Source organism: Bradyrhizobium sp. WSM1743 (assembly GCF_000473065.1).
GTDB lineage: Bacteria > Pseudomonadota > Alphaproteobacteria > Rhizobiales > Xanthobacteraceae > Bradyrhizobium.
In genome coordinates this window covers 1-13,230 of sequence record NZ_AXAZ01000038.1, presented here as the reverse complement: position 1 = coordinate 13,230, position 13,230 = coordinate 1, and the positions used below count along the sequence as shown (strand labels likewise).

Annotated in this window: 10 protein-coding genes; 5 read left to right on the top strand and 5 right to left on the bottom strand. The window is 64.5% G+C overall.

The features are described 5' to 3' along the window. Positions 1–210: 210 nt before the first annotated feature. The 4 genes from YU9_RS0121875 to ugpB all read right to left on the bottom strand — a co-directional run bounded on the left by YU9_RS0121875 (position 211) and on the right by ugpB (position 5,979). A complete protein-coding gene (locus YU9_RS0121875; protein WP_027574707.1) occupies positions 211–1,224 on the bottom strand; it encodes an ABC transporter permease in 1,014 nt (337 codons plus the stop codon). 188 nt (positions 1,225–1,412) lie between these two features. Further along, complete coding sequence (locus tag YU9_RS0121870) at positions 1,413–3,035, bottom strand: ABC transporter substrate-binding protein (RefSeq protein WP_027574706.1); 1,623 nt, start codon at positions 3,033–3,035, stop codon at positions 1,413–1,415. A gap of 377 nt (positions 3,036–3,412) precedes the next feature. Next, entirely contained in the window at positions 3,413–4,372 is a 960-nt protein-coding gene (locus YU9_RS0121865) for a phosphotransferase (RefSeq protein WP_027574705.1), read from the bottom strand. Between the two features lie 224 nt (positions 4,373–4,596). Continuing rightward, positions 4,597–5,979 carry a sn-glycerol-3-phosphate ABC transporter substrate-binding protein UgpB gene (ugpB, locus tag YU9_RS0121860; RefSeq protein ID WP_051380477.1) on the bottom strand — a complete coding sequence of 461 codons (1,383 nt, stop codon included), beginning with the start codon at positions 5,977–5,979 and terminating at the stop codon, positions 4,597–4,599. A gap of 144 nt (positions 5,980–6,123) precedes the next feature. On the opposite strand from ugpB, the gene YU9_RS0121855 reads away from it, so the two are divergent. The 5 genes from YU9_RS0121855 to YU9_RS0121835 all read left to right on the top strand — a co-directional run bounded on the left by YU9_RS0121855 (position 6,124) and on the right by YU9_RS0121835 (position 12,739). Beyond that, entirely contained in the window at positions 6,124–7,119 is a 996-nt protein-coding gene (locus YU9_RS0121855) for a TRAP transporter substrate-binding protein (RefSeq protein WP_027574703.1), read from the top strand. Between the two features lie 84 nt (positions 7,120–7,203). Next, positions 7,204–9,204 (top strand): ATP-binding protein, encoded by a 2,001-nt coding sequence (locus YU9_RS0121850; protein WP_245266484.1) that lies wholly within the window; start codon positions 7,204–7,206, stop codon positions 9,202–9,204. Beyond that, on the top strand, positions 9,174–10,919 hold the full coding sequence (locus YU9_RS0121845) for a DUF3369 domain-containing protein (RefSeq protein ID WP_027574701.1): 1,746 nt from the start codon (positions 9,174–9,176) through the stop codon (positions 10,917–10,919). The genes YU9_RS0121850 and YU9_RS0121845 overlap by 31 nt, the downstream gene beginning before the upstream one ends. A 24-nt stretch (positions 10,920–10,943) precedes the next feature. Further along, positions 10,944–11,681, top strand: coding sequence for a response regulator (locus YU9_RS0121840; protein ID WP_027574700.1), 738 nt, complete (start codon positions 10,944–10,946; stop codon positions 11,679–11,681). A gap of 446 nt (positions 11,682–12,127) precedes the next feature. Then, complete coding sequence (locus tag YU9_RS0121835; RefSeq protein ID WP_027574699.1) at positions 12,128–12,739, top strand: sigma-70 family RNA polymerase sigma factor; 612 nt, start codon at positions 12,128–12,130, stop codon at positions 12,737–12,739. Positions 12,740–12,993: 254 nt separating this feature from the next. On the opposite strand, the gene YU9_RS50805 is transcribed toward YU9_RS0121835, so the two are convergent. Next, complete coding sequence (locus YU9_RS50805; protein ID WP_256375916.1) at positions 12,994–13,116, bottom strand: hypothetical protein; 123 nt, start codon at positions 13,114–13,116, stop codon at positions 12,994–12,996. Between the last annotated feature and the right edge of the window lie 114 nt (positions 13,117–13,230).

Below are 13,230 nucleotides of genomic sequence, written 5' to 3'. Positions count from 1 at the left end.
GGAGTTGGCTTCACCTCTCCTGCTTGCGGGAGAGGTCGCGCCCAACGGGTCGCGCCGCAGGCGCGCCCGATGACAGGCTCCGGCGCGGGTGAGGGCTCTCTCCTCTTGGGGGGTCTCGACCGAGGAGAAACCCTCTCCCCAACCCTCCCCTGCAAGCGGGGGAGGGAGCGCACCGTTCGCATGACTCGAATCGAACGCGATCATTATGGGCTACCCCTCCAGCCGCACGCGCGGATCGATCACGCCGTACAAAATGTCGATCACGAGATTGAGCAGCACGTACATGACCGCCATGGTCAGCACGAAACCCTGCACCGGCGCGAAGTCCGACGAGATCAGCGCTTCCACCGCGTAGGAGCCGATGCCGGGCCAGGCGAACACTTTCTCCACCAGCACGTTGGCCCCCAGCAGGAACGAGAACACCATGCTGAGCGTGGTGATAACGGGCAGCATCGCATTCCGAAACGCGTAGGTGACGATGACGGTCGACGGCGACAAGCCGCTGGCGCGGGCCGTGCGGACGAATTCGCTCGCGAGCACCGCCAGCATCGAGGCGCGTGTCATGCGTGCGATCGGTGCCAGGGAGAAGACCGCAAGCGTCGTTGCCGGCAAAATGAGCTGGCTCAGCGCCGAGCGGAACGCCTCGGCATCGCGCGCAATCAGGGTGTCGATCAGATAGAAGCCGGTCACCGTCGGCGGCGCGCTGTAGAACACGTCGAGCCGGCCGAGCGGCGCCGGCGACCAGCCGAGCCGGAAATAGAACACGTACACCAGCACGAGGCCGGTAAAGAACACCGGCAGCGACACGCCGGCTGTCGTCGTGACCCGGCAGAGATGATCGATCCATGATCCCGGCCGTGTCGCTGCCAGCACGCCCAGCGGAATGGCGATCACGATCGAGACGAAGAGGCCGAGCAGCGTCAGCTCGGCGGATGCCGGCAGGCGATTGCGGATCTCGGCCGCGACCGGTTGTCCCGTGGTCAGCGAGTTGCCGAAATCGCCATGAGCGAGATCGTTGGTGTAGCGGAAGAACTGCTCGATCAGCGGCCTGTCGAGGCCGAGTTTCTTGCGGATCTGCTCGACGGCTTCCTTGGTTGCGGCCGGCCCGGCGAAATACGCGGCGGGATCACCGGGCAGCGCGCGCGTCAGCAGGAACGTGACGATGACGACCCCGATCAGCGAGGGAATCGCAAACATCAGGCGCTTGCCGATCATGGTGAGCATGGGGTGCTCCCCATCGTGGACAAAGTTCTCTCGGAAAGCGCAGCTATGTTCCCTCCCCCCTTGCGGGGGAGGGCTAGGGAGAGGGGTGGCCCCAAGCGAGATCGGAGTTCGGGGCTACCCCTCTCCCCAACCCTCCCCCGAAAGGGGGGAGGGAGCCTGAAGAGCGTGCTCACCTCACCCATGATCGCTCACCCCTTCGCCATCGCGCGATAGTCGAGCCTCCGGTGGAACCAGTACTGGTAGCCGCTGATGTTCTTCTGCATCGCGACGTTGACGAAGGGCTGGTACAGCGGGATGCGCGGGATGTCGGTGAAGGCGAGATTGACGAAGCCCTTCACGTCGGCATCGTAGGCGGCCTTGTCGCCGCTCGCAGCGGCGGTGCGCGCGCCGTCGATCAGCTTGTCCATCTCCGCCGACTTGTAGCTCATGGTGTTGAAGACGGAATTGTTGCCGTGATAGCACCAGTAGAAGAAGTACTCGGGGTAATCGAGCCAGCCCGAGAACACGTTGGTGAAGAGCGGCATCTCCTTCTTGTTCAGTTCGGTGCGCCAGTTGGCGCCGGGCACCTTGTTGATGGTGGTCTTGATGCCGATCTGCGCCAGGCTCTCCTGCACCAGCACGCAGAGTGGCTCGTTGACGCCGGCAAAATTCAGGTCGAACGAGATCGTGGTCTCGAAGCCGTTGGCGTAGCCGGCCTCGCTGAGCAGCGCCTTCGCCTTCTCGATGTCGGTGTTGTATTTGTGCGGTTGTGGCCAGGCGACCTCGGTGGCCTTGTCCTTGGGCGCGCCGAACATGGGATTGCCGAGACCGAACAGCACCGCGTCCATGATCTTCTGGTACGGCAGCGCATAGGCGATGGCCTGCCGCACCTTGGGATTGTCGAACGGCGGCTTGGTGACGTTCATGCCGATATACTGGATGCCGTTGGAGAACGGCAGCGACACCACGTTGAGCTTGCCGTTCGCCTTCATCTCCTGGAAATCCTTGAACGGCAATTCATAGGAGATGTCGGCGTCGCCGCGCTCGAGCAACGCGCGGCGGTTGCCGGCCTGCGGCACCATGCGCCAGATCACGCGCTTGATCTTGGGCAGCGGACCGCCGACCCAGTCCTCGTTGCGCTCCATGATCACTTCGGTGCCAGCGGTCCACTTCGTCACCTTGTAGGCGCCGGAGCCCGCGGTCTGCTGTTTTGTAAACTCGAGACCCCAGGGGTCCTTTTCGCTGGCGTTCTTCTTCACCAGCTCGGAGTTGACGATGCAGGGCACGATGACTGCGAGATCGGGAATCGTCAGCTTGTCCTTCTTCAGGAAGTCGACACGCACGGTGTAGTCGTCGACCACGACGAACTGCTCCGGCTTGGTCAGCGAGCCCGCGCTCATCTGGAAGGTGGGGAAGCCGCCGACGCTGACGGCGCGGTCGAGCGACCATTTCACGTCTTTCGCGGTGACCGGCGTGCCGTCGTGGAATTTGGCGTTCTTCTTCAGCTTGAAGGTGACCGACATGTCGTCGATCCTGAAGTCCTCGGCGAGTTCGCCCTTGAACTTGTCGCGGTCGTAATAGGGCACGCCCCCGGGGCCGCTCTTCATCTCGTGGCTGATCAGGCGGTCATAGCAATTCCACGAAACTTCATAGCCGGGCACGTTGGTGCCGACACCGTGGATGTCGAGATTGTTGGGGCCACCCTCCGAGACGATCAGCAGCGTCTCCGATCGGGCGTCGGCCTTGGCCGAGGAGATCACGGAAGGCATGGCCGGAAGCGCCGCGCCAGCGGCCAATCCGGAAACGGACTTGAGGAAATCGCGGCGCTTCATGAAATCGCTCCAACATAACATTTTTGGTTGGAACCGGATTCGCAAGGTTCGTGCCAGCGCTTAACGAAGCGCTAAATTCGCCATAACCGATTGATATAAAACATTATTCTTTCAGTTTCGTCACGCTGTGTAGCAGGCGCAATTGCATACAAAGAGGAGCAATTGCGCAAAAATTAGGCTGCATAATTTGGAAGCCCATTGGGGAGGCGACGGGCGGAATCGTTGGTGATGGGCCGCAAGCGGCATGTCCCGGCTGTCATTCCGGGGCAATGCGCAGCATCGAGCTCGGAATCCATCGGGCCGCAGCACGCGCGGGACAATGGATTCCGGGCTCGCCGCTCTGCGGCGCCCCGGAATGACGGCGGGAGGTCGTGCACTCACCCTGGCCAGATCAGCTCCTGCAGCTCGATCAGGTCGTTGGCTTTGTCTTGCCAGCCCTCAATACAGATGTGCGCGTTGAGATCGCTGGCGCGGTGCAGCAGCATCAGGGCCATCAGGCGGCGCTTCAACTCGAAATCCAGCTCCGCATAGCCAAAGCCTTCGAGCAGGCTGCGGACTCGGCCCGGCCGGCCCGCCGCCATGAAGGCGCTGGGGCCGAGCAGATCGTAATCGCGCCATCCTGCGATCACGTCGCCGAAATCGAACAGGCCTTTGAGCGACCATTGACCGTCATCGCAGGCGAGCAGGAAATTCTCGGGAATGTATTCGCCGATCAAAATGACGGGCGGCTCATCCATCGGGATCAGCTTTGTCGCATCGCGCAGGAGGTCGTCGAAGCCGGCGAGGAATTTTGGTGCGAGGCCGAGACGGGTGTGCCGCGCGCGGCAAGCCTGCATCTGGGCGCGCACGAACGCGTCCCAGCGCGGCTCGATGTGTGCGAGCTCCCCGAGAGGCACGCGCTGGACGCTAGCGATGACCTCGCCGATCTGGCGCAGCAGGCGTTCCTTCTGGTGTTCCGGGAGTGAAGGCCACACCTCCGAGCCGAGCGTGCCGGCAAGGCGCGTGATGACGAGATAGGGCCAGCCATCGCGCTCGCCCTCCGCGGCGATCTCGGGGATCGGCAAATGCAAGCGGCCGGCCAGCTGCGTCAGCGAGGCGCGCTCGGAGACGAATTGCGCGCGGAGCAGCGGCGGGAAGATTTTCAGGATGAGTTTGTCGCCGAGCCCAACCACGAGATTGGTGCCGGTCGCAAACACCTGCGGCGAGCCGGCATTGAGGCCATGGCCGCGCGCGATGTCGAGCGCGATCGGCAGCCATCGGGATGGACGGGAGCGGAAGGTGCGAAAGCTTTCGGCGTCGGTGAGGTGAGGCAGCTGTTGCGGCGGCGTGACTGTCATTTGCATATCGAAAGCAGGATTAGCTTGTCGGCTCGATGGAGGCCGAGGAGACGGTGCACCTCTCCCGCTTGCGGGAGAGGTCGGCACGTAGTGCCGGGTGAGGGCTTTTTCCTCTAGGGGATTGTCCCGTTGTGGAAACAGCCCTCTCCCCAGCCCTCCCCCGCAGGCGGGGGAGGGAGCGCACCTGGTCCGCGGCGACAGCGAGAGCTCATTAGAGCACGCCCCTACCGCTCGGGACTTGCGCGCTCGAACTGGCGCAAGAGCTTGTTGCCGCGCTCGACGGCGGAATCGAGCGCTTTCTGCGCGCTCTTGTGGCCGGCGAAGGCCTGCTCGAGCTCGTCCTCGATGGCGCCGCGGATCAGGACGAAGGAGCCGAGCCGGATGCCCTTGGAGTTCTCCGTCGGCGGATTGAGCGTGATCTGCTCGAACGAGATCGCCGAGCCCGGATTGCGCTCGTAGAATCCTTGCGAGCGCGTCAGCTCGAAGGCGGCGCGGGTCACAGGGAGATAGCCGGTGTTCTGGTGCCAGGCGGCCTGCACGCCGGGCTGCGACAGATAGGCGAAGAACCGCGCCACGCCCTTGTATTCCTCGCGGGGACGATCGCGCAGCACCCACAGCGTGGCGCCGCCGATGATCGAGTTCTGCGGCGCGCCCTTCACGTCCGGCCAATACGGCATCATGCCGTAGCCGATCTCGAACTTCGAATTCGCTCTGATGTCGGCGCGCGTCGCCGAGGAGCCGATGAAGATGCCACATTCGCCGTTCTGGAAGCGCGGCTCCGCCGCTTGCCCGCGACCGCTGTAGTCGAACAGCTTGGTTTTCTGCCATTCGCTGAGCGCCGCGATGTGATGCACCAGCGTCGGATTGTTGATGGTCAATTCCGCATCCAGTCCGGCAAAGCCATTCGCTCGCGTCGCCAGCGGCAGATTGTGGAAGGCGGAGAAGTTCTCGACGTGAATCCAGGACGGCCAGGACGTGGTGAAGCCGCAGGCCGCGCCACGGTCGCGCAAGCGCTTCGCGGCTAGCCCGAGCTCGGGCCAGGTCTTCGGCGGCGCCTCCGGATCGAGGCCGGCGTCGCGGAACATGGTTTTGTTGTAGTACAGGATCGGCGTCGAGGAATTGAACGGGAAGGACAAGAGATTGCCGGCCGCATCGGTGTAGTAGCCGGAGACCGCGGGCAGGTAATCGCCCAGCGAGAACGGCTCGCCCTGGTCCCGCATCAGGCTGAACACCGGGTAGATCGCGCCCTTGGCCGCGGTCATGGTGGCGGTGGCGACCTCGTTGACCTGGACAATCGCGGGCTGGCTGCGCGAGCGGAAGGCGAAGATCGCAGCCGTCACGGTCTCGGTGTAGTTGCCCTTGTAGGCAGGAACGATCCGGTAGTCGGACTGCGAGGCGTTGAAGTCGGCGGCGAGCTTGTCCAGCTGCCGGCCGAGCTCTCCGGACATGGCGTGCCACAACGCGATGTCGGTGGCGGCACGCGCAGGGACGGCCAATGAGAGCGCCGCAAAGGCGGCGACGAGCTGCAGAAGGCGCGATGCTGACGTCACGATGGCTCTTCCCGTCTCGCACAACAAAGGCGACTGCCCCTGCTTAAGGCGGGGCATTGGCGGTTTCAACCGGGAATACGGTCAAGCCGCGCCGCACAATCGCCCTGCGGGCCCGGCGTGGGATGGCCTTCCCTTAACCATCTGCTAGATTGCATTGAACCTTTTCCTCCTGCCATAGACTCCACCACTGAGGGGTTGAGTGTGCCAGTGCTGAGCCGTGCCGAACTCTCGCGGACCGGGGTGATCTTCGTCGCGCTTCTGCTTGCCGTCTGGACGACGGGCGCCGTTGCACGCGAATTTCGCGCCGCCGACACCCAGACCGAGGACTACCCGACCGTCCAGGCGCTGCGCTACATGGGCGCCCTGATCACTGAGCGCACCGGCGGCCGGCACGAGATCAAGGTGTTCCACTCCCGTCAGCTCGGCGAGGAAAGGGAGACCATCGAGCAGACCCGGGCCGGCGCGATCGACCTCAATCGGACCAATGTTGCCCTGATCGGCAATTTCGTCCCGGCGATGAACGTGCTCGCCATGCCGTTCCTGTTCCGGTCCGTCGAGCACATGCAGAAGGTGCTGGACGGGCCCATCGGCAGCGAGATCCTCGGCAGCTTCGAGCCCTACGGCTTCGTCGGGCTCGCTTTCTACGATTCGGGTGCGCGGTCGATCTACAACGGCGTCCGCCCGGTCCGGAGCCTCAAAGACCTCCGGGGCCTGCGGATCCGGGTGCAGCAGTCGGAGTTGATGAGCCAGATGATCCGCTCGCTCGGCGCCGAACCGGTCGAGATGCCTTACGGGCAGGTGCTGACCGGACTTGCCAACCACCTGATCGACGGCGCCGAGAACAACTGGCCATCCTTCGTGACGACGGACCATTACAGGCATGCCGGCCATTACACCCTCACCGAGCACACGATGAGCCCGGAGGTGCTGGTGATCTCGCTTAAGGCCTGGAAAAGCCTGTCGGCGGAGGAGCAGATGATCTTCAAGGAGGCCGCGCAGCGCTCCAGCCGGTTCATGCGCGAGAAGTGGCGCGACCTCGAGGAGCAGTCGCAGCGCAAGGCGCAGGAAGCCGGCGTGACCATCATCAAGGATATCGACCGCAAGCCGTTCGAGGACGCCATGGCCGCAATCTACGCCAAGGCCGGACGCGATCCCGCGGCAGCCGCGCTGATCGAACGCATTCGCAAGGTGGAGTGAGCCGCGTTGGCTGCGCTTGGACATCACGAGCACGCGGACAGGCCGCCCGGCCCGATCGGGCAGCTGCGCGCGCGACTCGTCGGCATGCTGCGGGCGGTGCCGATCCGCTGGCGCATCCTGTCGATCGCGGCGCTGAACTCCGCCGTGGTGGTGGTGCTGGTGGGGATGATCTGGAACGGCGCGCAGGTGCTGGGCTCGGCTTGGGACGACGTGCGCCGGGTGCGCGAGTCGGACCGGATCCTGGCGCTGCTCGAAAGCGAGACCGGGCGACTGCAGAACCTGATCCACCGCTACATCAACCAGCCGAGCCCGGACCTGTTCGCCGAGATCCTGCTGTTGCGCGAGGCGGTGCTGGGCACGTTGACCAGCCGCGCCGCCAAGGACCCGATGCTGTCGGGCTCGGTCGAGGAGCTGGAGCGCACCACCGACCGCTTCCTCAACGGTTTTGGCGAGCTGCGCAGCGTGCAGGCAACGATCGCGAAAACCTATGAGGAGCAGGTGCAAGGGCCGGCCAGGGACATGGCCGGCCTCTACTCCATCATCGAGGGCGCCACCGGCCATCGCGACGCGCTGATCTGGCCGTCGCTCGGCAAGTCCCGCGAGGCCTTCACCGCGATGCTGGTCGCGGCCAATTCCTATTATCTGTCGCAGTCATCGGGCGCTGCCGACGACGCGCGCCGCAACACCGAGACGATCGAGAAGACCATCCCCGTGATGATCGATCTCGCCGACAACGACCTCCAGCGCATGGCGCTGCGAAAGCTCGCCGACCGCACCGCGTCCCTGCGCGAGGGCTTTGCAAAGCTCTCCGAGCAGCTTGCGAGCCGCACCGAGCTGCTTCGCAACACCATCGATGCCAGCCAGGCCGAGGCGATCGGCGCCATCGACGACCTCTCCACCAAGATGCGCCAGCGCGAGCAGAAGGCGCAGGAGACCTTCGATCGCACGCTGGCCGACATTTCCCGGCGCGTGCTGTCGATCGCGATCATCTTCCTCGGCATCATCCTCACGGCGGGCGTCTTGATCGCACTGTCGATCCGACTGCCGCTGCAGCAGATCATGACGGCGATGCGCGCCATCACGCTCGGTGACCTCGACCGCGAGGTGCAGGGCACCAAGGCCCGCGACGAGGTCGGCGCCATGGCGCGCGCGGTGGAGGTGTTCCGCGAGAACGCGATCGCCAAGCGCGAGACCGAGGACGAGCTGCGCGCCTCGAAGGAGAAGGCCGAGAGCGCCCTGCTCGAGCTCAACACCGCGCAGCAGAATTTGATCGACGCCGAGCGGCTCGCCGCGCTCGGCGGTCTCGTCGCCGGCGTCGCGCACGAGGTCAACAACCCGATCGGCATCAGCCTCACCGTTGCCTCGAGCTTTGCCCGGCGCACCGAGATCTTCGAGGCCCAGCTCAAGGGCGACGGCGGCTTGCGCCGTTCGCAGCTGGAGGAGTTCGTGCAGTCCTCGCGCGACGCCTCGCAGCAGCTCGTCGCCAACCTCACCCGCGCCGGCGAGCTGATCCAGTCGTTCAAGCAGGTCGCGGTCGACCGCTCCCATGCCGAGCGACGGCAATTCAGCTTAAGCGAAGCCACCGACCAGATCATCGCCAGCCTGCGCCCGGTGCTGAAGCGCTCGCCGATCACGCTTCAGGTTGATGTGCCCGAGGGGCTGCTGCTCGACGGCTATCCCGGCTCCTATGGCCAGATCCTGACCAACCTCTTCCTCAACGCCGCCAACCACGCCTTCGCCGACGGGCGCGCCGGCACGATCTCGATCTCGGCGCGGCCGCGCGGGACCGAGGACATCGAGATCAGCTTTGCCGATGATGGGGCCGGCATGACCCCCGACGTGCAGCGCCAAGCCTTTGACCCTTTCTTTACCACCCGGCGCAATGAAGGCGGCACGGGACTTGGCCTGCATATCGTCTATAACCTCGTCACCCAGCAGCTCGGCGGCCGCATGATGCTGGAATCCAAGCTGGGACAAGGCACTACTTTTCGCATTATCATGCCCCGGGTCGCCAAGGGCGGCGCGCAAAGCACAGAAAGTGACGGGACTTCTCAATGGCCGAACAGGACGATGTCCTCCACCTGATCGACGATACCGGTACCGCGTCGGAGGATAGTAACGCCCGGAAATGGAAGATCGCCGTCATCGACGACGATCCGGCCGTGCATGACGGCACCCGTTTTGCTCTCTCGGATTACAGCTTGAACGGCCAGAGCCTGGAGATCCTGTCGGCCTATTCCGCAGCGGAAGGCCGCAAGCTGATGGCCGAGCACGGCGACATCGCCGCCGTGCTGCTCGACGTCATCATGGAGACCGACGTCGCCGGCCTCGAGCTGGTCGAGTTCATCCGCAACGAGATCAGGAACGAGACCGTGCGCATCATCCTGCGCACCGGCCAGCCCGGCCAGGCGCCGGAGCGGCGCGTGATCGTGCAGTACGACATCAACGACTACAAGGCCAAGACCGAGCTCACCGCCGACAAGCTGTTCACCTCGCTGACCGCGGCGCTGCGCTCCTATCAGCAGCTCGAGCGCATGGTGCAGACACGGCGCGGGCTGGAGATCATCATCGACGCCGCTTCCACGCTGTACGACTTCAAGTCGATGCAGCGGCTCGCCGAGGGCGTGCTGACCCAGCTCGCCTCGCTGCTCAACGTCGATTGCGCCGGGATCCTGGTCCTGCGCGACAATGGCGGCACCGATCCCGAGCTCTCGGTGCTCGCCGGTAGCGGCTGCTACAGCCGCTTCATCGGCACCACCTCCTCGAAGGCGCTCGACCCCGAGCTGCGCGAGATGGTCGAGGCCGCGTTCCAGCGCCGCAAGAACGAGTTCGCCGACCATCGCAGCGTGATCTATTTGCGCACCGGATCGGGCCGCGAGGTCGTGGTGCTGCTCCAGGCCGAGCGCGAGCTGTCGGAGACCGACCGCTCGCTGGTCGAGATCTTCTCCAGCCGGCTGTCGATCGCCTTCGACAACGTGATCCTCTACCAGCAACTGCAGGACGCCAACACCCAGCTCGAAGACCGCGTCGCCCAGCGCACCCGCGCGCTGATGCAGGCCAACCGCCGCCTGTCGGCGCAATGGCTGCGGCTGCAGCGCGCCAACGGCTTCAAGAACGAGATCCTGGGCACCGTCGCGCACGACCTGAAGAACCCGCTCGGCGTCATCCTCGGCCGCACCGAGATGCTGAAGGAGCTGATCTCGACCGGCGCATCGGAAAGCGGCGTGGTCGCCCAGGTCGACCACATCCGCGACGCCACCAAGCGCCTGACCACGATGGTCGATCATTTGATCTCGGATGCGATGGCCGATGCCTTCGACATCACCATCCGCCGCGAGCCGGTCGACGTCGCGGCCCTGGTCAAGGAGGTCGCCGACGCCAACCAGCCGCTCGCGGTCAACAAGCAGCAGGCGATCAGCGTCACCGCGCCGCCCAACATCGTCACGATGTGCGACACCGACCGCATCCGCGAGGCGATCGACAATCTCATCAGCAACGCCATCAAATACTCACCGATCGGCGGCAGGATCGACGTGGCCGTCACTCACGACGGCAGCGACACCATCGTCCGCGTCAGCGACGAGGGTGCCGGCCTGTCGCCAGAGGATCTTGGCCGCCTGTTCGGCCGGTTCCAGCGGCTCTCCGCAAAACCGACCGCCGGCGAGAGCTCAACAGGGCTTGGGTTGTCGATTGTAAAGCGTATTATCGACATGCATGGCGGCGAGGTGACCGCAGACAGCGACGGGCCCGGCCAGGGCTCGACATTCACCATCACCCTGCCCACGACAGAAATGCCATGATTTGAGCGCCAAGATCTTAGTGACATGACCCAAAGCCAGCACATCATGATCGTCGACGACGAGGCCCCGGCCCGGGAGATGGTCGGCGATTATCTCAAGATGCACGGCTTCACCGTGACGCTGTGCGACGGCGGCAAGAGCTTGCGCGCCGCGATCCAGGGCAGCATGCCCGATCTCGTCGTGCTCGATCTCAACATGCCCGAGGAAGACGGGCTCTCGATCATTCGCGACCTCAAGAGCCGCATCAACGTGCCCGTCATCATGCTGACGGCGACCGCGAGCCCGATCGACCGCGTCGTCGGGCTCGAGCTCGGCGCCGACGATTACGTGGCAAAGCCGTGCGAGCTGCGCGAGCTGATGGCGCGCATCCGCTCGGTGCTGCGGCGGAGCGGGCCGGCCAAGGCTGCCGCGCCGGACGCGTCGGCGGCGAAATCGGACAAGGACCAATTGGTGCGCTTCGGCACCAAATGGCTCGATCTCGAAGCACAGGCCCTGCGCGACGACGAGGGCAACGAGCATCCGCTGACGGCGTCCGAGTTTGGCCTGCTCAAGGTGTTCGCGGCCAATCCGAAACGCGTGCTGTCGCGCGAGCGCCTGCTGGAATTGGCCAATGCGCGCGACGCCGAGGCCTTCGACCGCGCCGTCGATCTCCGCATCATGCGCATCCGCCGCAAGATCGAGCCCGACCCGGCCAAGCCGGCCGTGATTCGCACCATCCGCGGCGGCGGCTATCTGTTCTCGCCGGCCGGCGAGAAGGCGTAAGGGACGCGGCACCCACCGCTGTCGTCCCGGACAAGCGCGCCTCAAGCGCGCGCCGATCCGGGACCCAGCCACAGGGCGTGGTTTGCCGGGAAGCTGTAACTCCGAGCCTTCGTCAAACTGCATCCTGTGGTTATGGGTCCCGGGGTCCCGGGTTCGCTTCGCGCCCCCGGGACGACAGGCGAGTGTTTGGCGACACCGAACGCAAAGCCCGGAGATTCGTTCCGGGCTGCTCAGGGCTCCACCAAATCCCCACCCCGTATTTTCCCTACATTGAAATTCCACGCTTTTTTGCTCCGAATGTTTCGTCGTGCCCGTTGCGACGAAACAATTTGGCGGCGCACGAAACCATTTTCCGCTTTTGGTGCAGACGTCCCGAAACGTTGGCTCATTAACACTTTGGTCCAAGGAAACGCCGCTCGGTTGCGGCGCTACGGGGAGCCAAGTCCATGCGGAACGTCATTGCCATCAACGCCCAAGCCAGCCAGAGCATCATTGCCGCTCAGGCGACCTCGGACGACATGCTCCTCGAGAGCATCGCCGACGGCAACCGGACCGCCATGCACATCCTTTATTGCCGGCATAATGTGCGGGTGTACCGCTTCATCCTGCGCATCGTGCGCGATGCCACCACGGCGGAAGACCTGGTCAGCCAGGTGTTCTTGGACGTGTGGCGGACCGCCGGCCAGTTCCAGGGCCGCTCGCAGGTCTCGACCTGGCTGCTGTCGATCGCCCGCTTCAAGGCGCTGACCGCGATGCGCCAGCGCCGTTTCGAGGACATCGACCAGGAAGACGTGCGCCAGATTCCCGACGATTGCGACACGCCGGAGACCTCGCTCGACCGCAGCGACACCAGCGCCATCCTGCGCGCCTGCGTGCAGAAGCTGTCGCCGGCGCACCGGGAGATCATCAACCTCGTCTACTACCACGAGAAGTCGGTGGAGGAGGTCGGCCAGATCATCGGCATCCCCCAGAGCACGGTGAAGACGCGGATGTTCTACGCCCGCAAGCAGCTGGCCGATTTGCTTAAGGGCGCCGGCGTCGATCGTTTCGCCGCCTGAACTTTAGATATTTCAATGGGATAGGACCTTTGTTTGGTCCTATCCGGGACACGGAAGCGTTACCACCGACGAAACAATTGAAACAAACGACAACATCAGGCGGAAAAACTTCCCCCCTATAAAGCTCCCATACGGTTTCGTTAAACCTCCCAAGACCTCCAACGACCCGGACGATGCCCCCGTCCGGGTCGTTTTGTGTTTGGGCCCAGGCTCTCGCCGCGAGCGCCCGCCTCTCCCGCTTGCGAGAGCTTTGCTTAATGGGATGTGAGCGAGTGGTTCCCGATGTCGGGCTTTTTTTGCGCGGCGTCGGACGGCGCGCGGCGTGGAATGGGTGCGTTTTCCGCGGCCGACCGCTGGCGTCGGGCGGCGGCGGTCATGCCGCAGCTCCCGCAGGAGACAGCACCGCCCATCGTTTGAGATTCATGGCGAGGCAGATCAGGCGCAGATGCGTCTGGTTGCGCGCCAAGCCCAGATAGCGGGCGCGCGCCCAG